This is a genomic window from Streptomyces sedi, assembly GCF_006335015.1.
Taxonomy (GTDB): domain Bacteria; phylum Actinomycetota; class Actinomycetes; order Streptomycetales; family Streptomycetaceae; genus Streptomyces; species Streptomyces sedi.
The window spans coordinates 483,739-507,347 of sequence record NZ_VDGT01000002.1; the positions used below are offsets into that span (position 1 = coordinate 483,739).

General features: G+C 74.3%; 14 protein-coding genes, 2 pseudogenes and 1 riboswitch. Of the genes and pseudogenes, 6 read left to right on the forward strand and 10 right to left on the reverse strand.

All coding sequences use genetic code 11. From position 1 onward, the window contains the following. Nucleotides 1–40: 40 nt before the first annotated feature. The 3 genes and pseudogenes from FH715_RS04735 to FH715_RS04740 form a co-directional block, all read left to right on the forward strand. A pseudogene (locus FH715_RS04735) lies at nt 41–10,654 on the forward strand (type I polyketide synthase); the annotation flags it as partial. A gap of 201 nt (nt 10,655–10,855) precedes the next feature. Continuing rightward, nucleotides 10,856–11,536: pseudogene (locus FH715_RS29500) on the forward strand (alpha/beta fold hydrolase); the annotation flags it as partial. A 69-nt stretch (nt 11,537–11,605) separates the two neighbouring features. Further along, the gene (locus FH715_RS04740) at nt 11,606–12,379 is read left to right on the forward strand and encodes a thioesterase II family protein (protein ID WP_139640955.1); all 774 of its coding nucleotides are present in this window, start codon (nt 11,606–11,608) and stop codon (nt 12,377–12,379) included. Nucleotides 12,380–12,461: 82 nt separating this feature from the next. On the opposite strand, the gene FH715_RS04745 is transcribed toward FH715_RS04740, so the two are convergent. From FH715_RS04745 to gcvT, 4 genes are all read right to left on the reverse strand, one after another. Next, nucleotides 12,462–12,959: a DUF2690 domain-containing protein gene (locus FH715_RS04745; protein WP_139640957.1), complete on the reverse strand. Its 498-nt coding sequence runs from the start codon at nt 12,957–12,959 to the stop codon at nt 12,462–12,464. 131 nt (nt 12,960–13,090) lie between these two features. Beyond that, on the reverse strand, nt 13,091–14,473 hold the full coding sequence (locus FH715_RS04750) for an L-serine ammonia-lyase (protein WP_139640960.1): 1,383 nt from the start codon (nt 14,471–14,473) through the stop codon (nt 13,091–13,093). Nucleotides 14,474–14,480: 7 nt separating this feature from the next. Next, on the reverse strand, nt 14,481–14,864 hold the full coding sequence (gene gcvH, locus FH715_RS04755; protein ID WP_139640962.1) for a glycine cleavage system protein GcvH: 384 nt from the start codon (nt 14,862–14,864) through the stop codon (nt 14,481–14,483). A 121-nt stretch (nt 14,865–14,985) separates the two neighbouring features. Further along, complete coding sequence (gene gcvT, locus FH715_RS04760) at nt 14,986–16,104, reverse strand: glycine cleavage system aminomethyltransferase GcvT (protein WP_139640964.1); 1,119 nt, start codon at nt 16,102–16,104, stop codon at nt 14,986–14,988. A 160-nt stretch (nt 16,105–16,264) separates the two neighbouring features. Then, nucleotides 16,265–16,357, reverse strand: a riboswitch (glycine riboswitch). A 190-nt stretch (nt 16,358–16,547) separates the two neighbouring features. Here gcvT and FH715_RS04765 point away from each other — a divergent pair. The 3 genes from FH715_RS04765 (at nt 16,548) to FH715_RS04775 (ending at nt 18,823) form a co-directional block, all read left to right on the forward strand. Further along, complete coding sequence (locus FH715_RS04765; RefSeq protein ID WP_139640966.1) at nt 16,548–17,315, forward strand: enhanced serine sensitivity protein SseB; 768 nt, start codon at nt 16,548–16,550, stop codon at nt 17,313–17,315. 107 nt (nt 17,316–17,422) lie between these two features. Then, a complete protein-coding gene (locus tag FH715_RS04770; protein ID WP_139640969.1) occupies nt 17,423–18,193 on the forward strand; it encodes an enhanced serine sensitivity protein SseB C-terminal domain-containing protein in 771 nt (256 codons plus the stop codon). Between the two features lie 156 nt (nt 18,194–18,349). Further along, nucleotides 18,350–18,823 carry a Dps family protein gene (locus FH715_RS04775; RefSeq protein ID WP_139640970.1) on the forward strand — a complete coding sequence of 158 codons (474 nt, stop codon included), beginning with the start codon at nt 18,350–18,352 and terminating at the stop codon, nt 18,821–18,823. 171 nt (nt 18,824–18,994) lie between these two features. Here FH715_RS04775 and FH715_RS04780 read toward each other — a convergent pair whose 3' ends face one another. From FH715_RS04780 to FH715_RS04805, 6 genes are all read right to left on the reverse strand, one after another. Then, on the reverse strand, nt 18,995–19,177 hold the full coding sequence (locus tag FH715_RS04780; RefSeq protein ID WP_139640973.1) for an exonuclease/endonuclease/phosphatase family protein: 183 nt from the start codon (nt 19,175–19,177) through the stop codon (nt 18,995–18,997). Between the two features lie 64 nt (nt 19,178–19,241). Continuing rightward, nucleotides 19,242–20,045 carry a recombinase family protein gene (locus FH715_RS04785; protein ID WP_342782160.1) on the reverse strand — a complete coding sequence of 268 codons (804 nt, stop codon included), beginning with the start codon at nt 20,043–20,045 and terminating at the stop codon, nt 19,242–19,244. Nucleotides 20,046–20,227: 182 nt separating this feature from the next. Then, nucleotides 20,228–21,421, reverse strand: coding sequence for an alcohol dehydrogenase catalytic domain-containing protein (locus tag FH715_RS04790; protein ID WP_139640975.1), 1,194 nt, complete (start codon nt 21,419–21,421; stop codon nt 20,228–20,230). Between the two features lie 79 nt (nt 21,422–21,500). Next, nucleotides 21,501–22,058, reverse strand: a complete 558-nt coding sequence (locus FH715_RS04795) for a type 1 glutamine amidotransferase domain-containing protein (protein ID WP_139640976.1) — start codon at nt 22,056–22,058, stop codon at nt 21,501–21,503. 155 nt (nt 22,059–22,213) lie between these two features. Continuing rightward, the gene (locus tag FH715_RS04800; RefSeq protein ID WP_139640978.1) at nt 22,214–22,627 is read right to left on the reverse strand and encodes a GlcG/HbpS family heme-binding protein; all 414 of its coding nucleotides are present in this window, start codon (nt 22,625–22,627) and stop codon (nt 22,214–22,216) included. A 205-nt stretch (nt 22,628–22,832) separates the two neighbouring features. Further along, on the reverse strand, nt 22,833–23,138 hold the full coding sequence (locus FH715_RS04805) for a putative quinol monooxygenase (RefSeq protein ID WP_139640980.1): 306 nt from the start codon (nt 23,136–23,138) through the stop codon (nt 22,833–22,835). Nucleotides 23,139–23,609: the final 471 nt, after the last annotated feature.

The following is a 23,609-nucleotide window of genomic DNA, read 5'->3' on the forward strand; positions in this document are numbered from 1 at the left end:
GGACAACGAGGAAAAGCTCCGGTACTTCCTGAAGCGGGTCACCGCCGACCTGCGGGAGACGCGCACGCGACTGCGTCAGGTCGAGGAGGGGGAGCAGGAGCCGGTCGCCATCATCGGGATGGCCTGCCGCTACCCGGGCGGCGTCGCCTCGCCCGACGAGCTGTGGGAGCTGGTCGCCGACGGCCGGGACGGGGTGACGGCGTTCCCCACCGACCGGGGCTGGGGCGACGTCGCGCTCGCCGACCCCGAGGACCCCGACCGGGTCTTCCGCACCGAGGGCGGATTCCTGCACGACGCCGCCGAGTTCGACCCCGGGCTCTTCGGCGTCTCGCCCCGCGAGGCCCTCGCCATGGACCCGCAGCAGCGGCTGCTGCTGGAGACCTCCTGGGAGGCGTTCGAACGCGCCGGGCTCGATGTCTCGACGCTGCGCGGCAGCAGGACCGGGGTGTTCGCGGGGGTGATGTACCACGACTACACCGCGCGGCTGCGGTCGGTGCCCGAGGAGGTGGCGGGCTTCCTCGGCACCGGCAGCTTCGGCAGCGTCGCCTCCGGCCGGGTCTCCTACACCTTCGGCCTGGAAGGCCCGGCCGTCACCGTCGACACGGCCTGCTCGTCCTCGCTGGTGACGCTCCACCTCGCGGCGCAGGCGCTGCGCTCGGGGGAGTGCGAGCTGGCGCTGGCCGGCGGGGTCACCGTGATGTCCACGCCCGACACCTTCGTCGGCTTCAGCAAACAGCGGGGGCTGGCCGCCGACGGCCGCTGCAAGTCGTTCGCGGACGAGGCGGACGGCACCGGCTGGGGCGAGGGCGTCGGGATGCTGCTGGTGGAGCGGCTCTCCGACGCGCGGCGCAACGGGCACCCGATCCTCGCCGTGGTGCGCGGCTCCGCCGTCAACCAGGACGGCGCCTCCAACGGACTGACCGCCCCCAACGGCCCCTCCCAACAGCGGGTGATCCAGCAGGCGTTGGCGTCCGCCGGGCTGACCACGGCCGACGTGGACGCCGTCGAGGCGCACGGCACCGGCACCACGCTCGGCGACCCCATCGAGGCGCAGGCGCTGCTCGCCACCTACGGCCAGGGCAGGGGCGACGGCGAGCCGCTGTGGCTGGGTTCGGTGAAGTCCAACATCGGCCACACCCAGGCCGCCGCCGGCGTCGCCGGCGTCATCAAGATGGTCCTCGCCATGCGGCACGGGCAGCTGCCCCGCAGCCTCCACCTGGACCGGCCGTCCACCCACGTCGACTGGTCGGCCGGCGCGGTGGAGCCGCTGGTCGAGGCCAGGCCGTGGCCGGCGACCGGCCAGCCGCGCCGGGCAGCGGTCTCGTCGTTCGGCATCAGCGGCACCAACGCGCACGTGGTCCTCGAACAGGCCCCCGTGCCACGGCCCGACGAGGAGTGGGGCGAGCCGGCCGAGCCCGTGGAACCGGTGGCGGCCGACGCCGTGCCGTGGGTGCTCACCGGCAACGACCCGGCCGCGCTGCGCGCCCGCGCCGCCGACCTGCTGGCCCACCTGGACGGGCGGGACGCCCCGCCCGCCGTGGACGTCGGCTACACCCTCGCCACCAGCCGGGCCGCGCTGCCGCACCGGGCCGCCGTCGTCGGCGCCGACCACGACGCGCTGCGCGACGGGCTCGCCGCGCTGGCCACGGACGGCGAGGCGGCGCACGTGCTGCGCGGCACCGCCGGCGGCCGGGGCAAGCTGGCCTTCCTCTTCAGCGGACAGGGCAGCCAGCGGCTCGGCATGGGCCGCGAACTGTACGGGGAGTTCCCGGTGTTCGCCCGGGCACTGGACGAGGTGTGCGCCGCGCTCGACCCGCACATGGAACGGCCGCTGCGCGCGCTCCTGCTCGCCGAGGCCGGCACGGAGGAGGGCGACGAGGCCGCCGCGCTGCTCGACCACACCACCTACACCCAGCCCGCGCTCTTCGCCGTCGAGGTGGCGCTGTTCCGCCTGGTCACGGCCTGGGGCATCACGCCGCGCCTCCTCGCCGGCCACTCCGTCGGCGAACTGGCGGCGGCCCACGTCGCCGGCGTCTTCTCGCTCGCCGACGCCGCCCTGCTGGTCGCCGCCCGGGGCCGGCTGATGGGGGCGCTGCCCGAGGGTGGCGCGATGCTGTCGCTGCGCGCCGACGAGGCGACCGCCCGTGCCCTGATCGAGGAGCACGGCGCCGGCGCGGTCGACCTGGCGGCGGTCAACGGCCCCGAGTCCACGGTGGTCGCCGGCGACGCCGAGGCGGTGGCCGCCGTCGACGCGGCCTGGCGGGACCGGGGCGGGCGCACCCGCTATCTGCGGGTCAGCCACGCCTTCCACTCCCCGCACGTGGACGCCGTGTTGGCCGAGTTCCGCGCCGTCGCCCGCACCCTCGACTACGCCGCCCCCGCCATCCCGCTGGTCTCCACCCTCACCGGCGCCCCGCTCACCGCGGAGCAGGCCGGCGACCCGGAGCACTGGGTGCGCCACGCCCGTGAGACGGTGCGTTTCCTGGACGGCGTGCGCTGCCTGCGGGAGCGCGGCGTCAGCCACTTCCTGGAGCTGGGCCCGGACGCGGTGCTGACCGCGATGGGACGGGACTGCCTCGACGAGGACGCGCTGCTGGTGCCTGCCTCCCGCGCCGGCCGTCCCGAGGGCGCCACCCTCACCGCCGCCGTGGCCGCCCTGCACACCAGGGGCGTCGACGTCGACTGGTCGGCGTTCTTCGCCGGCCGCGACGCCCAACGGATCGACCTGCCCACCTACCCGTTCCAGCACGCCCGCTACTGGCTGGACGCGGGCACCGCCGCGGGCGACATGGCCTCGGCCGGGCTGTGGCCGGCCGACCACCCGCTGCTGGGCGCCGCCGTCACCCTCGCCGACGAGGAGGGCGCGCTGCTCACCGGCCGGCTCTCGCTCGCCACCCACCCGTGGCTGGCCGACCACACGGTGGGCGGCGTGGTGCTGGTGCCGGGCGCCGCGCTGCTGGAGCTGGCGGTGCGGGCCGGCGACCACGTCGGCCTCGACCGGGTCGAGGAGTTGACGCTGGCGGCGCCGCTGGTGCTGCCGACGGACGGCGCGGTGCGGCTCCAGGTCGCGGTCGGCGCGCCGGACGACGACGGCCGCCGACCCGTCACCGTGCACGCCGGACCCGACGACCCCTCGGCCGGCACCCCGTGGACCCGGCACGCCTTCGGCACGCTCACCGCCGCCCCGGAGCCGGCCGCCCCGGAGCCGGCCGACGCCGCCTGGCCGCCCCCCGGCGCCGAACCCCTCGATCTGGCGGGCCGCTACGACGCGCTGGCCGCCGCCGGCCTCGGCTACGGCCCGGCCTTCCGCGGCCTGCGCGCCGCCTGGCGGCTCGGCGAGGACATCCACGCCGAGGTCGAGTTGCCCGACCCGGACACCGCCGGCTCGTTCGGGCTGCACCCCGCGCTGCTCGACGCGGCGCTGCACGCCGTCGGCCTGGGCGACTTCGTCGCCGACACCGAACGGCTGCACCTGCCCTACTCCTGGCGGGGGGTGCGGCTGCACCGGGCCGGCGCGAGAGCGCTGCGCGCCCGGCTGTCGCCGGCCGGCCAGGCCGGCGTCGCGCTCGCCCTCACCGACACGGACGGCGCGCCCGTCGCCACCGTCGAGACCCTCGCCCTGCGGCCGTTGACCACCGAGGGGCTCGCGGGTGACCGCGCGGACGCGCTCTTCCGCGTGGACTGGACCCGGCTGCGGCCCGGCGCCCCCGCCGACGGGCAGCGCCTCGCGGTGCTGGGGGAGGGGCTCGGCGGCGAGCCGGAGGCCCGCTACCCCGACCTGCCGGCGCTGATCGCCGGACTCGCCGAACGGCCGGCACCCGACGTGGTGTTCGCGCCCGCCCCGCCGGCCGCCGAACCGGGCGAGGCCAGCCGCTGGGCGCTGGCGCTGCTCCAGCGCTGGCTGGCCGAGGACGGGCTGACCGACGCGCGACTGGTGCTGGTGACCAGGGGCGCGGTCGCGGCCACACCCGGCGACAACGTGCCGGACCTGGCCAACTCCCCGCTGTGGGGCCTGGTCCGCGCCGCGCTGACCGAACACCCGGGCCGCTTCGCCCTGATCGACCTCGACCCCGAGGCGGACCCCGACTCCGCCCCCGAAGCGCACCTCGGCGCCGTCGCCACGGGCGAGCCCCAACTGGCCCTGCGCGGCGGCGAAATATGGGCGCCCCGGCTGGTGCGGGCGCGGCCCGAGCCGGTGGAGGGCGCCGGATTCGGAGCGGGCCCCGTGCTGGTGACCGGCGCCTCCGGGGTGCTGGGCGGACTGGTGGCCCGCCGCCTGGTGGCCGAACACGGCGTGCGGCGACTGGTGTTGGCGAGTCGGCGCGGCCGGTTCGACGGGCTGCGCGAGGAGTTGGAGGCGGCCGGCGCCCAAGTGACCTCCGTGGCCTGCGATCTGGGGGACCGGGAGGCGGTGGCCGGACTGCTGGCCGCCCACCCGGTGACGGCCGTGGTGCACGCGGCCGGCGTGCTGGACGACGCCACCCTCACCTCCCTGTCGGCCGACCAGGTGGAGGCGGTCTACCGCCCCAAGGTGCGGGCGGCCCGGCATCTGCACGAGCTGACCCGTGAGCTGGACCTGTCGGCGTTCGTGGTGTTCTCCTCGGCGGCCGGAACGTTCGGCAACGCCGGGCAGGCCAACTACGCGGCGGCCAACGCCTATCTGGACGCCCTGGCACACCACCGCCGCGCCGCCGGGCTGCCCGCCACCTCCCTGGCGTGGGGCCTGTGGGCCGGCGGGGAGGGAATGGGCGCCCGGCTGGCCGGGACCGGCGCGGCCGGCCTCGCGCCGGAGGAGGGGCTGGCGCTGTTCGACGCGGTGGCCCTCGGCGCCGAACCCGTCGTCCTGCCGATGCGCCTCGACCTGGCGCCGCTGCGCGCCCAGCCCGGCCCCGTTCCCCCGCTGCTGCGCGCCCTGGTCCGCCCGACCCGGCCGAACGCCGCAGCCCCCGCCGCCTCCGACGGCTCCGGCGACGGGAACGGCGGCCTCGCCGCCCGGCTGGCCGCGCTGCCGGCGGAGAAGCGGCTGCCCACCCTGCTGGACCTGGTGCGGACCGCCGTCGCCGCCGTGCTCGGCCACGACTCGGCCGCCGCCGTCGAACCCGAACGGTCCTTCACCGAGCTGGGCTTCGACTCGCTGACCGCCGTCGAGCTGCGCAACCGGCTGGACGCCGCCAGCGGGCTGCGGCTGCCCGCCACCCTGGTCTTCGACCACCCCTCGCCACTCGTCCTCGCCACCCACCTCCGCACCGCCCTCCTCGGCGACGCGGACGCCGACCGCGAGGCCGACCCCGCGACCCGGGCGACCACGGCCACACGCACCGCCGCCGACGACGAGCCGATCGCCATCGTCGGCATGGCCTGCCGCTACCCCGGCGGCGTCGACTCGCCCGACGAGCTGTGGCGACTGGTCGCCCAGGGGCGCGACGCCATCTCCGACTTCCCCGGCAACCGCGGCTGGGACGTGGCCTCCCTCTACGACCCGGACCCCGCGCACACCGGCACCAGCACCGTCCGGCACGGCGGCTTCCTGCACGACGCCGCCGACTTCGACCCCGCGTTCTTCGGCATGTCCCCGCGCGAGGCGCTCACCGTCGACCCGCAGCAGCGGCTGCTGCTGGAGACCTCCTGGGAGGCACTGGAACGCGCCGGCATCGACCCCAGGACGCTGCGCGGCAGCCGCACCGGCGTGTTCGCCGGCGTGATGTACAACGACTACGCCTCCCGGCTCGGCCGCGCCCCGGACGGCTTCGAGGGCCAGATCGGGGTGGGAAGTTCGGGCAGCGTCGCCTCCGGCCGGGTCTCCTACACCCTCGGCCTGGAGGGGCCCGCGGTCAGCGTGGACACCGCCTGCTCCTCCTCGCTGGTCGCCCTGCACTGGGCGGCGCGGGCACTGCGGGCGGGCGAGTGCGAGCTGGCGCTGGCCGGCGGCGTCACGGTGATGTCCAGCCCGGCGACGTTCGTCGAGTTCAGCCGGCAGCGCGGCCTGGCCCCCGACGGCCGCTGCAAGGCGTTCGCCGCCGGCGCCGACGGCACCGGCTGGGGCGAGGGCGCCGGGATGCTGCTCGTCGAGCGGCTCTCCGACGCCCGCCGCAACGGCCACCCGGTGCTCGCTGTCATCCGCGGCTCGGCGATCAACCAGGACGGCGCCTCCAACGGCCTGACCGCGCCCAACGGCCCCTCCCAACAGCGCGTCATCCGCCAGGCGTTGGCGTCCGCCGGGCTGACCACGGCCGACGTGGACGCGGTCGAGGCGCACGGCACCGGCACCACGCTCGGCGACCCGATCGAGGCGCAGGCGCTGCTCGCCACCTACGGCCAGGGCCGCGAGGAGGAACGCCCGCTGTGGCTGGGCTCGTTGAAGTCGAACGTCGGCCACACCCAGGCGGCGGCCGGCGTCGGCGGCGTCATCAAGATGGTGCAGGCCATGCGCCACGGCCAACTGCCCCGCACGCTCCACGTCGACGAGCCCTCGCCCCACGTGGACTGGTCGGCCGGCGCGGTGGAGCTGGTCACCGAGGCCACGCCGTGGCCGGAGACCGGCCGCCCCCGCAGGGCCGGCATCTCCTCGTTCGGTGTCAGCGGCACCAACGCCCACCTGATCATCGAGGCCCCCGACGAGGCCCCCGCCCCCGAAGCCGGGGCCGCGCCCCCCGCCTCCCTCGCCTGGCCGCTCTCCGGCCGGACGCCCGCGGCCGTCCGCGACCAGGCGGAACGGCTCCACCGCCACCTCCTGGCCGACCCGGCCGGCCACCGCCCCGCCGACATCGCGCACGCCCTGGTCACCACCAGGACCCTCTTCGAGCACCGGGCGGCGGTCGTCGCCGACGACCTGCCGGGCTTCCTCGAAGGACTGGCCCAACTCGCCGCCACCGACCCCGAGCACGGCGAGGCCACCGGGCACGGCGAGGCCACCGGGCACGGCATCGCCACCACCGTCGGCGAACGGGCCACCGTCGTCGCCGGCCCGCCCGGCACGGCCGGCGGCACCGTCTTCGTCTTCGGCGGCCAGGGCTCCCAGTGGCCCGCCATGGCCGCCGCGCTGCTCGACGAGTCACCGGTCTTCGCCCGAAGCGTCGAGGCGTGCGACGCGGCCCTCGCGCCGTTCACCGACTGGTCGCTCCTGGACGTGCTGCGGCAGCGGCCCGACGCGGCGTCGTTGGAGCGGGTGGATGTGGTGCAGCCGGCGTTGTTCGCGGTGATGGTGTCGTTGGCGGCGGTGTGGCGCGGGTTCGGGGTGGAGCCGGAGGCGGTGGTGGGGCATTCGCAGGGGGAGATCGCGGCGGCGCATGTGGCGGGTGTGCTGTCCCTGGAGGACGCGGCCCGGGTGGTGGCGTTGCGGAGCCGGGCGATCCTGGCGCTGTCCGGCCAGGGGGGCATGGTGTCGCTGGCGCTGCCGGTGGAGCGGGCGCGTGAGTTGCTGGCGGAGTGGGGCGGCCGGGTCTCGGTCGCGGCGGTGAACGGTCCCGGTTCGGTGGTGGTGGCCGGTGACGCGGACGCGCTGGACGAGCTGATGGAGCGCTGCGCGGCCGAGGAGATCAGGGCCCGCCGCGTTCCGGTGGACTACGCCTCCCACTCGCCCCACGTCGAGCGCGTCCGGGACGAGCTGGCGCGCCTGCTCGCCGAAGTCGCCCCCGCACCGGCGACCGTGCCGCTCTACTCGACGGTGACCGGCGAGCCCGTCGACGGCACCGAGCTGGACGCCGACTACTGGTACCGCAACCTGCGCTCCACCGTCGAGTTCGAACGCGCCACCCGCGCCCTGCTGCGGGACGGACACACCGTCTTCGTCGAGTGCGGGCCGCACCCGGTGATGGTGCCCGGCATCGGCCAGACCGCCGACGACGCCGGCGTCGACGTGCTGGCCATCGGCTCGCTCCAGCGGGACCAGGGCACGCTGCGCCGGGTGCTGGCGGCCGTCGCCGCCGTCCACGCGCACGGCACGCCCGTCACGTGGACGGCCACCACCGAGCCGCACCGTCCGCGCCCGGTCGAGCTGCCCACCTACCCGTTCCAGCGCCGCCGCTACTGGCTGGACGCGCCGCGCGGCCTCAGCGTCGAGGAGGCCGCCGGCGGGCTCGGCCTGGCCGGCGCCGACCACCCGCTGCTCGGCGCCGCCGTCGAACTCGCCGACGAACAGGGCCTGGTGTGCGTCGGCCGGATCGGCCTGGACACCCACCCGTGGCTCGCCGACCACGCCGTCTCCGGGGTGACGCTGCTGCCCGGCACGGCCTTCGCCGAACTGGCGCTGGCCGCCGGCGACCGGCTGGGCCCGGCCGAGGTGGCGGAGCTGACCCTGGCCGCGCCCCTGGTGCTGCCGGAACGCGGCGGGGTGCGGCTGCGGGTGTCGCTCGGCCCCGAAGACGACACGGGGCACCGCCCGTTGACCGTCGACTCCCGCCCCGACGCCCCGGAAGCCGACGAGCTGGCGGAAGCCGCCTGGACCCGGCACGCCACCGGCGCCCTCACCACCGCCGGGCCCGAGGAGCCGGCGAAGACCACCGACTGGCCGCCGGCCGGCGCCGAACCCGTCGACCTGGCCGGCCTCTACGAGGGCCTGGCCGTCGCCGGCTTCGAGTACGGCCCGGCCTTCCAGGGCCTGAAGGCGGCCTGGCGCGGCGAAGGGGAGATCCTCGCCGAGCTGGAACTCGACGAGGACCAGCGTTCCGAGGCCGCCGCGTTCGGCGTCCACCCGGCGCTGCTGGACGCCGCGCTGCACGCCTGCGCCCTCGGCGGGCTGGTCGAGGACGCCGGCCGCCCCCTGCTGCCGTTCTCCTGGAGCGGCGTCCGCTGGCACGCGACCGGCGCCACCACGGCGCGCGTGCGCCTCGCGCCGGCCGGCCAGGACGCCGTCTCCCTCGAACTCACCGACGCCCAGGGGCACCCCCTCGCGTCGGTGGCATCCCTCACGCTGCGGCCGATCGCCGCGGACCAGGGGGGTGCGCGCCACCGCGATTCACTGTTCCGGCTGGAGTGGGTGGCCGTGCCGACCGGCACGGCCACTCCCGCGCCCGCCGGCGGCTGCGCGGTGGTGGGCCCCGACGACCTCAAGGTCGGCGCGGGGCTCGCCGCGGCAGGCGTGCCCGTCGTGGACCACCACGACCTGGGCACGCTCGCCGCGGCCGACATACCGGAGCTGGTCCTCGTGCCCTGCGCCGCCGACCCCGACCCGGAAGCCCCGGCCGCCGCCAGGGCCGTCGCGCTGCGCGCGCTGACGCTGGCCCAGGAGTGGCTGGCCGACGACCGCTTCCGGGACGCCCGACTCGTCCTCGTCACCCAGCGGGCGGTCGCCACCGCCCCCGAGGAGGACGTGCCGGAACCGGCCGCCGCCACCGTGTGGGGTCTGCTTCGCGCCGCACAGTCGGAGAACCCCGACCGGTTCACGCTCATCGACGTCGACGGGCACGACGCGTCCTGGGCGGCGCTGCCCGCGCTCCTCGCCGCCGGCGAGCCGCAGGCCGCGCTGCGCGCCGGCGAACCGCTGCTGCCCCGACTGGCCCGCGTCCGCCCCGCCGCGGCGGCGGCCCCGTCCGACGAGCCGGCGCCGGACTTCACCCCCGGCGGAACGGTCCTGGTGACCGGCGCCACCGGCATGATCGGCCGGCTCGTCGCCCGCCACCTGGTCACCCGGCACGGCGTGCGGCGGCTGCTGCTGGTCAGCCGCGGCGGCCCGGCCGCGCCCGGCGCCGAGGCGTTCCGCGCCGAACTCGCCGAACTCGCCGGCCCCGAAGGCGAGATCACCGTCGCCGCCTGCGACGTCACCGACCCCGCCGCGCTCGCCGAACTGCTCGCCGCCGTGCCCGCCGACCACCCGCTGACCGGCGTCGTGCACTCGGCCGGCGTGCTGGACGACGCCACCCTCACCTCCCTCACCCCGGAGCGGATCGACACCGTCTTCCGCCCCAAGGTGGACGCCGCCTGGCACCTGCACGAACTCACCCGCGACCTGGACCTCTCCGCGTTCGTGCTCTTCTCCTCGGCCGCCGGCATCCTCGGCGGCCCCGGCCAGGGCAACTACGCGGCGGCCAACGCGTTCCTCGACGCCCTGGCCCACCACCGCCGCGCCGCGGGGCTGCCCGCCACCTCCCTCGCCTGGGGCCTGTGGCGGACGGCCGGCGCCATGACCGGCGAGATGACGGAGAGCGACGTGGCCCGGCTCTCCCGTTCCGGCGTCGGCGGCCTCACCGAGGACGAGGGCCTGGCCCTGTTCGACCTCGGCCGCGAGGCCGGCGACCCGGTCACCGTCCCGATGCGGCTGGACGTCGCGGCGTTCCGAGGCGGGCCCGACACGGTTCCGCCGCTGCTGCGCGGCCTGGTGCGGCGGCGCGCCACCCGGGCCGCCGCCGACGCGGAGGGGCTGACCCGCGGGCTCGCCGGGCTCGACCCCGAGGAGCAGCAACGGGAGTTGCTGCGGCTGGTCCGCGACCAGACGGCAGCCGTCCTCGGCTACGCGCCCGACGAACTGGACGTCACCGGGCCGCTGACCCAGCTCGGCCTGGACTCCCTGACCGCGGTGGAGCTGCGCAACCGGCTCGGCGGCGCCACCGGCCTGCGGCTGCCCACCACCGTCGTTTTCGACGAGCCGACGGGCCCCGCGCTCGCCGGCTTCCTGCGCCGCGAACTCGCCGCCAGGACCGGCGGGTCGACCGGGGACCCGGCCGGCTCGGGCGCCCCGCCCGAGGCGGAGGACTCCGTCGCCGGCCTCTACCGGGCGGCCTGCCGGGCCGGGCTGTGGGACGAGGGCTGGCAGCTGATGAAGGCCGCCTCGCTGACCCGGCCGCTCTTCGACACGGTCGAGGCCGGCGTCGCCGCGCCCCCCGTCACCCTCGCCACCGGGCCCGGCATCCCGCTGCTGTGCTTCCCGCCGCCGATGGCGCCCTCCGGCTGGAGCTACTACGCCCGCTTCGCGCCCGTCTTCGCCGGCGTGCGGGAGGTGACGGTGCTGCCGCACCCCGGCTTCGCGACCGGTGAACCGCTGCCCGCCACCCGGGAGTTGGCGATCGCCTTCCAGGCCGAGGCGGCCCGGCGGCAGGCGGCCGGCCGGCCCTTCGTGCTCGCCGGCTACTCGTCCGGCGGCTGGCTGACCAACGCGGTCGCCGCCGAACTGGAACGGCGGGGCTGCCCGCCGGCCGGCGTGGTCCTGCTCGACCCCTACACGGCGACCACCTCGTTCGAGTCCCGCCTGGAGACGGCGATGCGCGAACGCACCCGCACCACCAACGCGCTCGACCTGATCACCGGCGTCACACTCACCGCGCAGGGCGGCTATCTGCGCGCCTTCGACGACTGGGAGCCGGAGCCGGTCGACGCGCGGACGCTCTACGTGCACGCCGCGTTCCCGCCCGGCGAGACGGCCGAGGTCGAGGTCGCCGACGACTGGCAGCCCACCTGGCCCTTCCCGCACGAGGACGCCTTCGTCCCCGGCGACCACTTCACGATCATGGAGGACCACTCCGAGACCACCGCGCACGCCGTCCAGTCCTGGCTCGCCGAAGCCGACCTCGACGCCGCGCCCGCCCCCTCCGCCGGGACCGACTGAGTGACCGACCCAGACCACCGACCGCACGCGACAGCGCCGCCCGACGGCGGAGAACGGATCAACGACGACATGACGACGGTTTCCGAGGACAGCGCCCTCTGGCTCCGCAGGTACCACCCGACGCCCGACGCCCCCGTCCGGCTGGTGTGCTTCCCGCACGCCGGGGGCTCGGCCAGCTTCTACCACCCCGTGTCGGCCGCGCTCACCGGCGACTGCGACGTGGCCGCCCTCCAGTACCCGGGCCGGCAGGACCGGCGCAACGAGCCCAACCTGACCGACCTCGGCGCACTCGCCGACCGGATCACGCCCCGCCTGGCGCCGCTCTTCGACCGGCCCGTGGTCTTCTTCGGCCACAGCATGGGCGCGATCCTCGCCTTCGAAGTCGCCCGCAGGCTCGCGGAGTCGGCGGGCCACACCCCCGCCACGCTCTTCGCCTCCGGCCGCCGCGCCCCCTCCACCCACCGCGCGGAGAACGTCCACCGGCGGGACGACGACGGCATCGTCGCCGAGATGAAGAAGATGAGCGGCACCGACGCCAAGCTCCTCGGCGACGAGGAACTGCTGCGGATGGTGCTGCCGGCGCTGCGCGCCGACTACACCGCCATCGAGACCTACACCCCGGTGCGGACCACCGTGGACTGCCCGATCACCGCGCTGGTCGGCGACGCCGACCCCAAGACGACGACGGAGGAGGCGGACGCCTGGCGCGCCCACACCACCGGAACGTTCCGCCTCCGGATCTTCCAGGGCGGCCACTTCTACCTCAGCCCCCGCGGCGCCGAGGTCATCGCCGAGGTCCGCGAGGCCCTCCGGGCCGCCGCCCGCGAACCCTCCCGCGGCTGACCCGGTCACGACGAGCGTGGGCGGCTCCGCTCGGGAGCCACCCACGCCTGCGTGTCAGACCGTCAACCGGCGCCTACCAGCGTCAGCCGCAGATCTCCCTGCCGGGCACGCCCGACGGGTAGGCGTGCCGGGTCCCGAGGTCGACGGCCGCGGTGCCGCACGCACGGGTGTTGGGCGTGTACACCATCCGGCCGAAGGCCGTCGGACCCCTGCGGTAGTCGGTGAACGACGCCGCGCCGCCGTCCGCGCCCGACGGCCTGCGGACGGAGATCTCCTGGAGACAGTCGTTCTGCGATCCGTCGCAGTTCGAGATGGTCGACTTCACGCGAATCCACTGCGTCTGGCACGACGGGCTGTACCGCATCTCGATGTAGCCGTAGTCCTGGCCGTCCGTGGCCAGCAGCCGTGCCGAGGAGAGCGTCCTGGCGCCTATGTTGCAGCCGGATGCCAACGGGTCCTTTCCGTGGTGCGAGGGCGCCGCCTGCGCGCTGCCCCCCGTGGCCACCAGCAGTGACGCCAGACAGCCGAGCATGGCGACGGCGGTGGCCGAGCGCTTTCGGGTGAGTGCGATACGTCCCATGGGATCCCCTCCCTCGTGCGGCGCCCCGTGGCGGGGGGCGCCTCGTCAGTTGGCTGACGAGGCAGAACGCTAGGGGAGGTGGATTGACGTGCCGTTGTCGTCCGATCAACGCCGGGCCGGGCCGGCGCCCGTCAGCACTCGATGATGTTCACCGCCAGCCCGCCCCTGGCGGTCTCCTTGTACTTGACCGACATGTCCTTGCCGGTCTGCCGCATCGTCGCGATGGCCTTGTCGAGGGAGACATGGTGGCGGCCGTCGCCGCGCAGGGCCATCCGGGCCGCCGTGATGGCCTTGACGGCGGCCATCCCGTTGCGCTCGATGCACGGAATCTGGACCAGACCGCCGATCGGGTCGCAGGTGAGGCCCAGATTGTGTTCGATGCCGATCTCCGCCGCGTTCTCCACCTGTTCCGGGGTGCCTCCCAGCACCTCGGCCAGGCCGCCGGCGGCCATCGAGCAGGCCGAGCCGACCTCGCCCTGGCAGCCGACCTCGGCGCCGGAGATGGAGGCGTTCTCCTTGAAGAGCATCCCCACCGCGCTCGCCGCCAGCAGGAAGCGGACGACGCCCTCCTCGTCGGCGCCCGGCACGAACTCCAGGTAGTAGTGGAGGACGGCGGGGATGATCCCGGCGGCGCCGTTGGTGGGGGCGGTCACCACCCGGCCGCCGGCCGCGTTCTCCTCGTTGACCGCCATCGCGTAGAGCGTGACCCACTCCAGCTCGTGCGCCGCGTGGCCCACTTCGGAACGGAGGCGGCGCGCCGAGCCCGCCGCGCGGCGGCGGACCTTCAGCCCGCCGGGGAGGATGCCCTCCTCGGTGAGCCCGCGCCGCACGCAGGCACGCATCACGGCCCAGATGTCCAGCAGCCCGGCACGCACCTCCGCCTCGGGACGCCAGGAGGTCTCGTTGCGCAGCATCAGCGCCGAGACCGAAAGCCCGGTGGAGCGGGTCAGCTCCAGCAGCTCGGCCCCGGTGCGGAACGGGTGCGGCAGCCGGCGTTCGTCCGGCACCACCCGCTCCGCGCCCTCGGCCGAGTCGTCGACCACGAAGCCGCCGCCCACCGAGTAGTACGTCCGCTCCAGCAGCACACCGCCCGCCGCGTCCAGGGCACGGAAGATCATGCCGTTGGCGTGGCCCGGCAGCGAACGGCGCCGGTAGAGCACCAGGTCGCCCTCGGGGTCGAACGGGATCTCGTGCGCGGCGCCTATCTCCGCGCCCAGCAGCCGCAGCCGCCGGGTGGCGCGCACCCGCGCCACGTCCTCGTCCGCGCGGGTCACGTCCACCGTGTCCGGAGCCTGGCCCTCAAGGCCCAGGATCACGGCCTTCGGTGAACCGTGACCGTGCCCGGTGGCGCCCAGCGAGCCGTACAGCTCGGCCCGCACCGACGCGGTGTCGGCCAGCGCGCCCGCGTCCTTGAGGCCGCGGGCGAACATCAGCGCCGCCCGCATCGGCCCCACGGTGTGCGAGCTGGAGGGGCCGATGCCGACGCTGAACAGGTCGAATGCCGAGAGCGCCACCGTCCGCTCACTGCTCCGTGAAGGCGTCGTACTCCTCGGCGCTGAGCAGCTCGCCGGGCTCGGCGCCCGGGTCGATGCGCACCTTGAAGAGCCAACCGTTCTCGAACGGCGAGGAGTTGACCAGCTCGGGGTCGTCGGCGACGGCCTGGTTGATCTCGGTGACCTCGCCGCTGACGGGGGCGTAGATGTCGCTGATGGCCTTGGTCGACTCCAGCTCGCCGCAGGGCGAGCCGGCCGACACGGTCGCGCCGACCTCGGGAAGCTGCGCGTAGACCACGTCGCCGAGGGCGGACGAGGCGTGCGCGGTGATGCCGACGGTCGCCACGCCGTCGGTCGTCTCGGTCAGCCACTCGTGGTCGCGGGTGTAACGCAGGTGCTTGGGGTTGCTCATGGTGCGATTCTCCAGGTTCGTGCGGTGCTTCGGAACGGAAGGCGACGGAAGTGGCGGAGGACGACGGACGGCGACGGACGGCTACGGGGCGGGCGGGTTCGCCGGAGGAGGAAGGGGCGGCTCAGCCGCGCCGGTAGAACGGCAGCGCGACGACCTCGTGCGGCACCGCCGTGCCCCTGACCTCGACGGCGACCCCGTCGGTGCCGGGCGCGGAGTGCGAGGCGTCCACGTAGGCCATCGCGATCGGCTTGCCCAGCGTGGGGGAGGGGGCGCCCGAGGTGACCTCGCCGATCACCGTGCCGTCGGCGGCCACCACCGGATAGCCGGCGCGCGGCACCCGGCGTTCGCCGGTCACGAGCCCCACCAGCACCCGCGGCGGGTCGCTCACGGCGCGCTCGGCGGCGCGTTCCAACGCCGCGCGCCCCACGAAGTCGCCCTCCTTCTCGAACTTGACGACCCGCCCGAGACCGGCGTCGAACGGCGTGGTGGCCTCCGAGAGTTCGTGCCCGTAGAGCGGCATCCCCGCCTCCAGGCGCAGGGTGTCCCGGCAGGACAGCCCGCAGGGCACCAGCCCGTCGCCGGCGCCCGCCTCGGTCAGCGCCGCCCACAGCGGCTCGGCGTCGCCCGGGGCGCAGAACAGCTCGAAGCCGTCCTCGCCGGTGTACCCGGTGCGCGCGACCAGCACCTTCCGCCCGGCGACCTCGGCCGGCAGGCTCGCGTAGTACCGCAGCCCCGACAGGTCGGTCCCGGTCAGCCGCGCCAGCACCCCGGCGGCGGCCGGCCCCTGGAGGGCGATCAGCGCGTAGGCGTCCCTGTCGTCCCGCACCTCGGCATCGAACCCGGCGCCGCGCTCGCGCAGCTCCGCCAGCACCCGCTCGGCGTTGGCGGCGTTCGCCACCACCAGGAACTCCTCGTCGGCCAGCCGGTAGACGATCAGGTCGTCCAGGATGCCGCCGCCGGCCTCGCAGATCATGGTGTAGCGGGCCCGGCCGGGCTTCACCGCCGACAGCCGCCCGACCAGGGCGTGGTCGAGCAGCGCCGCGGCCTCGGGGCCGGTGACGGCGATCTCGCCCATGTGGGAGAGGTCGAAGAGGCCGACGGCCGTGCGCACGGCCTGGTGCTCGGCGCGCTCGCTGCCGTAGCGCAGCGGCATGGACCAGCCGGCGAAGTCGGTCATGGTGGCGCCGAGCGCGCGGTGCACGGCGTCCAGCGCGGTCACGCGTGAGGGGTCGGACATCAACGGGCTCCAGTCAGACGGCGGGCGGCTGGCGACGCGCGGTCGCGCGTCGGGCCCTCCCCCTCTGTCATCGGCACCTGAGAGGTTCGCCGCGACCCGAGGGGGTCGACGGCTTGCACCGTGGGTGGGGTGCGCCGACTGGCGACCCGCTTTTCAGACTTGCCTCCCGCGCGCGGTGACGGGGCCTGAGAGATTCAAGGGAGGACTTGCTCCTTCGGCGCCCCGGGGCTACCGGGGACTCTCCCGCGCGAGGTCGAACGGCCGGTATGTGGTTGTGACGCGGCCATCATCGCACGGATGCCCGGCGGGGAGGGAGGCGATCACCGTTAGGGTTCGACCGGGCCGTTCGCGCGGGCCGTCATCCGCGCCGCGCGTCGGCCCCCGGCATGGCCGGGCACGGTTCGGGGAGCGGCTCCGCTCCAGGTGAGGCAGGGAGGCAGGGCGCGATGAGCGTGGGCAGGGTGGGGCCGGGCTACGGCGGCGGTTGGCCGGGCAACGAGTTGGAGGAGGCGCTGGCGGCCTCGGTCGGCGTGCCGGACGCGGCGCCGCGGCTGCTGAAGATGCTCTCCCGCAGCGCGCTGTGGGTTCCGCTGCCCGAGGGAGGCGGCCCGGAGTCCAAGACGTTGAACCTCCCCACCATCGACCTGGCCGGCGGCGTCTACGTCCCGGTCTTCAGCTCGGCCGAGCAGCTGCACGTCGGCGGCGCCTCCCACATGCCGTTCACGGTCTCCCCGGCCTGGGAGTTCGCGCGCGGACTGCCGCCCGGCGTCGGCATCGCCGTCAACCCGGGGGGAACGATCGGCATCCCGGTGCCGCCGGCCGGCGTCGCCGAGCTGTGCCGCGCCACCCCTGGCGAACGCCCGCCCGGAATGCCGTCGGGGGCACGGATGCGCCTCTTCCAGCCCGACTGGCAGGAGGAGCCGGTCGACTTCCTGCGGGCGGCCGGCGTCGAGCTGGAGGGCCTGGGATATGTGCGCACCGCGCGGCGCGGGCTGGCGAGCGCGGAGGGCGCCGAGCCCTCGCTCTTCGTCGGCGTGGAGCTGGACCGGGTCGACGACAGGACCAGGGAGGACGTCAACGCGGCGCTCGGCCGCGCGCTGGCCGGTCAGGCGGTCAAGTGGCCGGTTCAGCTGGTGCTGTTGGACGCCGCGCAGGACCCGGTGGTGGACTGGCTGCGGGAGTGTGTGGCGCCGTTCTACTCACGTGCCGCCTGAGCACGGGTCACCTTGTCAGCGCGGGCCCCGGCTCGCAAGCTGCTGTGCGGGGCGGGCGCCCGTGGGTGCCGACCGTGTGTGCCCATACGCGAGGAGGACGGGCCCAGGTGAGTGCGGGAGAGGCGGTCGAGGAGCTGCTCGCCCGGGTGACGCCGGACCGGTTGGACACCTACGAGGCGCTGCTGCGGGCCCTGGCCGACAGTGAGCTGTGGATGCTGCTGTGGCAGGGCGACCCGGGCGAACCGGACGCCCACTACGGCGGCATAGAGGTGGCGGGCCACGGCTACGCGCCGTGCGTCACCTCGGGCCCCGAACTGACCGCCAGCGGCTGGAACCGCGCCTACGAGGTGGTGCCGGGCCGGGACATCGCCGCCGCCCTCTACCCCGACCACTGGGGCCTGTGGCTCAACCCGCACGCCCCGGGCGGCGGCCTCGGCGTGCCTTGGCTCGACCTGCGGCGGATCGCCGGCGGCCTGGACCGGCTGCCGGCCGGACCGCTGCGGATCAGCGAGCCCAGCGTCGGCGTCGAGTCGTTCTACGCGCGCCTCGTCGCCCTCGGGCAGCGCACGCCCGTGCTCCGCGCGCTGTGGCGCGCCTGGGTGCGCCCCGCGCTGGGCGTCTCCTATCTGGCCATCGGCCTCGACGTGGACGGCCCGCCGGAGAACGGCGCCGAGGCGGTGCGCGCCATGATGCGCGAGGCGATCAGCGAGGTGCCCGAGGGGCTGACCGTGGGCACCGTGGCGATGGCGGACGGCTACGACCCGGTGGCGATGTGGCTGCGGGCCAACACCCGCCCGTTCTACGAGCGCGACGCCCCGGCCCTCGGCCGCGCCCCCGCCGGCGGCCAGCGCGGCTACGGCTACCCGCGCGCCTACTGAACCGCGCACGCCGCACGCGCGCCCCCGGCGTGCGGCGAACGTCACACGCCGGCACGGGTAGCCGCGCGCCTTCGGGGTACCCGGAAGGATCCACGCGCCTCCGGCGCGCGCCCCGGGCGGCCGGGGCGACGTGGCCGGGGAGAGGAGAGCCACAGCATGAGCACCGTGAGGAGCACGCTCCCCGACAGCACCCTGAAGATCGTGGGCGAGGCGCTACAGGGGGCGCTCGTGGACCTCGTCGACCTCTCGCTGGTCGCCAAGCAGACCCACTGGAACGTGATCGGCCCCCGCTTCCGTTCGATCCACCTCCAGCTCGACGAGGTGGTCACCACCGCGCGCGGCCACTCCGACACCGTGGCGGAGCGCTCGGCCGCGCTCGGCGTGCCGCCCGACGGTCGGGCCGCCACGGTGGCCGCGACCACCGGCATCGCCTCGGTCACCGAGGGCTGGCAGCGCGACACCGACGCCGTGCGCGCCCTGGTGGACGCGCTGGGCGCGGTGATCGTGCGGATGCGCGAGCGCCTGGAGGAGGTCGGCCCGGTCGACTCGGTGAGCGAGGACGTGCTGATCGAGATCACCAAGGACCTGGAGAAGCACCACTGGATGTTCCAGGCGGAGAACGCGAGCTGAGACCCCTTCCGAGGCCGCGCCCCACGACGGGTTCCCCGCGCTCCTTCGTCGCCGGTCGGCGGCCCGGGGGCGCGGGGAACCGCGCGAACGCTGTGTGGCGGCCGGCAGACGACCACCGGGCCGGACGCACCGCGGCGGGTAGGCGCGGCAACCGGCCGGCAGGCCGTCCGCTCAGGCCAGCCGGACCTCCGCCTGCGCCGGCGCGTGGTCGGAGGGGTAACGGCCGTTCTCCCGGTAGGTGTTGATCGCCACCCTGAGCACCTCGACGGGGCCGCCGGCCACCACCCAGTCGATGCGGTCGCCGCCGCGCACCGGGTCCTCGTAGCCGGGGAAGGTGCCCCAGTCCGGCGTCACGCGCCGGCCGGCGTCCCAGGCGTCGGCCCTGTCCTCCCGAAGCTGCCGCGAAGTGACAAGTAACTCAGCGTGTCGTTAGGGCCTTGGCTTCTGTGCGCGGTTCAGGAACCTCGCTGCCGGTGAGGGCGGCGAAGTCGGCGTGGGCCTGTTCGACGGCTTCGGGGTACGCCTCGTGCTGGGCGTGTTCGGCGAGCGCGCGGTAGATGCTGGCGACGGAGGGGTTCTGCCCCTTGCGCTTGCCGGTGGGGATGAACAGGTCGGGCTGGATCTGCTCGACGGACTCGCCGAGCGCCCGCCTGCGGAGCACGGTGTGCAGCATGTCGTCGGTGATGACGGGTGGCCGGCCGCCATGCTTGCCCTTGCGGGCCGCGGTGTCGAGCCCTTCCAGCGTCGAATCCCGGATGTTCTCCCGCTCGGTCTCCGCCATCGCGGCGAAGAACGCGAACAGCGGCTTGCCCGGGCCGGTGGGGTCGTAGATGCCGGGCAGTGGTCCGGCGAGCATCTCCAGGATGAGGCCGTGGGCGGTGAGGTGGTCGGCGAGCGCGGTGAGTTCGGCGGCGTCGCGGCCGAGCCGCTTCATCTCGTACACGGTGAAGATGACCCGGCAGTGCGGGGCGTGCGCCTTGACCTCCCGCGCGGTCTTCAGCGCCTCCTCGAACTGGGGGCGGACCCGGACGCGGGTCTGATCTTCTCGCTGAAGATCTTGTCCCTGGGGATGCCGTGCTGGCTGAGCGCGTCGAGCTGGGAGTCGAGTTCCTGCCCGAGGGTCGAGCAGCGGGCGTACCCGATGCGGATGTCCGCGCTCGGCAGGTCCGGGTCGTTTGTGAGAGTAACCTCGCGTACAGCTCTGGCCGTTGCTTGCCTTCAGTGAAGATCACCAGCGGTCGGCGGCCACGACCCCGGCTATCATCCGCGCCTGCGAACTCACGAGCGACGGCGTAGTGGGCAGGCCGTCGCCCGAGACGAGGCGACGGACTGCCCTCTCACGCCTGCTCGGTGCGGCAACGTGATTATGCTGGCGAGTTCGGCACTGTTTCTCGGATTGCGGGCTCAGGCGGGAATGAGGCCGTGGGGGTCGATGATGAACTTCTCGGACGCTCCCGTGTCGAAGGTCGCGTAGGCGTCGGGGGCGTCGTCGAGGCTGATCACCTTCGTGTTGAGCATGGCGCTCAAGTAGGGCATGCGGTCCCACAGGATCGCCATCATCAGCTCGCGGTTGTAGTGCATGATCGGTGCCTGCCCGCCGGTGATCCGCGGCGACTTGATCCAGGCCTTGCCGAAGTCGATCGGGTACGTTCCCTCTTGCTCGGCCTTCGACTTCGCGAGCGGGTCGGCGCCGTAGACGCCGATGACTCCGGTGGCTCCGCCCGCGCGGGTGGCGTCGATCACCTGGTTGATGGCGTAGGCCGGGTCCATGTCCTCGGCTTCGCGGCCGATGCCGTGTGCCTCGTTACCGACGTAGTCGACTGCGCAGTCGACCATGGGTTCGCCCAGGATGGCCTCGATCTGGTCGGTGAGCGCTGCGTCCTGGCTCAGGTCGATCGTCTCGCAGCCGTTGTTCTTCACCAGTTCCAGGCGGTCCCTGTGGTAGTCGCCGACGATGATGCAGGACGCCCCGAGGAGGCGCGCCGCTGCTGCGCCGCAGCGGCCGACCGGGCCGGCGCCGGCGATGTACACGGTCGAGCCGGTCTTGGCACCGGCCTCCATGAGACCGTGGAACGCGGTGGGCAGGATGTCCGAGAGCAGCGCCAGGTCACGGATCTTCGCCATGGCCTGGTCCCTGTCCGGGAAGCGCAGGAGCTGGAAGTCGGCGTACGGGACGAACAGGTACTCGGCCTGGCCGCCGGTCCAGTCGCCCAGGTTGAAGCCGTATGCTCCGCAGGCCACCTTGGGGTTCGTGGTCTCGCAGACCTCGGTCCGGCGCGCCCTGCAGTTGCGGCATCGGCCGCAGGCGACGTTGAACGGGACGGAGACGAGGTCGCCCTCACCGAGGAACTCGACGTCGGGACCGACCTCGATGACCTCCCCGGTCATCTCGTGCCCCACCACCATGCCCTGGGGCACAGGGAAGGACCCGCGGTAGATGTGCAGGTCGCTACCGCAGATGTTGGTGGCGACGATCCTGAGGATGACTCCGTGCGGGGCCTTCTTCCCGTTCGGCATCTGAAGCTTCGGGAAGTCCAGGGACTCCACGCGCATGTCCTTGGGGTTCTGGAAGGTGACGGCGCGGTTGCTGCTTGCCATGACGATCTCCTCTGCTGATCCGCGGGGACTCGGCCGTGGCGGTGCCGGATGTCATTCGGTGGCTTGCGACTTCTCCCGATCAGGCGGGTCGCAGTGCGGCGGCGAAGCGTTCGATGATCGCCTTGCAGAAGGCGGGGAGGTCCTGCGGGCCGCGGCTGGAGATCAGCTGGCGGTCGATCACGACCTCCTCGTCGACGACCTCGGCGCCGGCGTTGCGCAGGTCAGTACGAATGCTGGGCCAAGAGGTGAGGCGGCGACCGCGCAGCACGCCAGCCTCCGCCAGTATCCAAGGTCCGTGGCAGATGGTGGCAACGGGTTTCCCGGTCTCCACGAACTCCCTCACGAAGGCGACGGCGTCGGGGTCGGTGCGCAACTGGTCGGGGTTCATGGTGCCGCCGGGCAGCAGGAGCGCATCGTAGTCACCCACACGGGCGTCAGCGACCTTCTTGTCCACGGTAAAGGTTCCGGCCGGGTCGATGTCCATCTGGCGCGCGTTGATCTCGCCGGTGTGGAGGGAGAGGAGTTCGGCCTGCGCTCCAGCGCCCAGCAGTGCGCCGAGAGGCTCTTCGAGCTCGACGCGCTCAACGCCGTCCGTGGACAGGATTGCGACCTTCCTACCGTGCAGTTCGTTGGTCATGGTGCGTGGTTCCTTCCGGTTGTCGGCGGGGGACCGGTTCGGTCCCCGCTGCCGCCGCTCAGGATCCAGCTCGGCTTGTTCTTGGCGAACTGGAAAGTTTCCAACGAGCGGCCGCGCTGAGGGCTCCGCTGATCACGGCATGGCGGGGCCAGTCGTCAGAAGGCCGTCGCCGCAGCCTCGGCCACGGTCTGGTCCTGCTCACCGCTGCCGCCGCTGACGCCCACGGCGCCGACGATCCGGCCGCCGTGCCGCAGCGGGACACCGCCCGCGAAGATCATGACGCGTCCGTTGTTGGATGCGTTGATCCCGAAGAACTGCTCACCGGGACCCGCGTTGGCGGCCAGGTCGGCGGTAGTGATGTCGAAGGCCCGGGACGTGAAGGCCTTGTTGATGGAGATGTCGACGCTCCCGATCCAAGCTCCGTCCATCCGGATGTGCGCTACGAGGTTGCCGCCGACGTCGACGACGGCGATGTTGCTCGGCGAGCCGATCTCGTCGGCCTTGGCCTCCCCCGCAGCGACGGCTCGCCGGGCGTCCTCCAGGGACACGGACTCCGCCTTGATGGTCATGGCAAGGTCCTTTCTGCTGTGGATACGCGGTTGTCGCCTGGTGCATTCCGACCCCGCGCGCCTCCGCCTACCGGGCCGAACCTCGCGTGCTCCGATGCGCACGGCAGGCCCACCCCATGACGGCCCAATCGATCGCCGGTGCGGTGATTCGGGCGCCGACCGGGACCAGTCCGACGCGCCGGGCGTGGACAAGGCAGTTTGGTCTTCAGGGGAGTTTGTGGGCGAGGACGTCGAGTTGCTCGACGGAAGGCGGTTGGGCGAACAGTTCACCGGCTCGTTCCGTCAGGGCGCTGCCCAGGCGGCCGGCGAGGTGGGCCTGGCGTGCGGCGTCGTGGGGGAAGGCATCGAAGATGGCGAAGGTGGACGGGCCCAGGCGCACGGCGAACCAGGCGACGGTGTCGGGCTCCTCCTGAACGATGGCAAGGCCGTCGCGGAGAAAGGCGGCGACCTCTTCCTCCTTGCCGGGCCGGGCCTCGACCTGTACGTGCAGCGCGACGTTGATGTCGGCCATGAGGGACTCCTTTCAGGTGCTCGCCCGCCCGGGAGTGGCCCGGTCACTGCCGTGACCGGTTGGCGTCGAACGGGTCTCCTGTACGGCCGCACCAATCTCATTTTACCTACTTTGTCGCCTTTTGCGATTTTTCGATCCAGCCGCCGGGGAGCGACGCCGGGCCCATGGGTCTTCAGGACGCCGACCCAGCCGCACCGTCCGTCGCCGATCGGGCGGTTTCCGCCTCGGGCGCGGTCCGGTGGCCGGGCACCGTGGCGGCAAGGGCAAGGGCAAGGGCAAGGGCAAGGGCAAGGGCGAGGGTGAGGTCGAGGTGGGAGTTCATGTCCAGCTCGAACCGGCCGTAGATCTCCTTATCTGGACACCTTTGAGTGACCTCTGAACCGGCGCCGTGGCGGTGGAGGTACGGGGCTCGTTGGGCCGTCCGAGTGCAGGCTCGGGGAGGCCGGTGTGCGGGTGGTCAAGGAACGCGAT

Coding starts and splice junctions, on each gene's coding strand:
- FH715_RS04740 (WP_139640955.1), top strand. CDS start 11,606: ATGACGACGGTTTCCGAGGACAGCGCCCTCTGGCTCCGCAGGTACCAC.
- FH715_RS04745 (WP_139640957.1), bottom strand. CDS start 12,959: ATGGGACGTATCGCACTCACCCGAAAGCGCTCGGCCACCGCCGTCGCC.
- gcvH (WP_139640962.1), bottom strand. CDS start 14,864: ATGAGCAACCCCAAGCACCTGCGTTACACCCGCGACCACGAGTGGCTG.
- FH715_RS04765 (WP_139640966.1), top strand. CDS start 16,548: ATGAGCGTGGGCAGGGTGGGGCCGGGCTACGGCGGCGGTTGGCCGGGC.
- FH715_RS04775 (WP_139640970.1), top strand. CDS start 18,350: ATGAGCACCGTGAGGAGCACGCTCCCCGACAGCACCCTGAAGATCGTG.
- FH715_RS04790 (WP_139640975.1), bottom strand. CDS start 21,421: ATGGCAAGCAGCAACCGCGCCGTCACCTTCCAGAACCCCAAGGACATG.
- FH715_RS04795 (WP_139640976.1), bottom strand. CDS start 22,058: ATGACCAACGAACTGCACGGTAGGAAGGTCGCAATCCTGTCCACGGAC.
- FH715_RS04800 (WP_139640978.1), bottom strand. CDS start 22,627: ATGACCATCAAGGCGGAGTCCGTGTCCCTGGAGGACGCCCGGCGAGCC.
- FH715_RS04805 (WP_139640980.1), bottom strand. CDS start 23,138: ATGGCCGACATCAACGTCGCGCTGCACGTACAGGTCGAGGCCCGGCCC.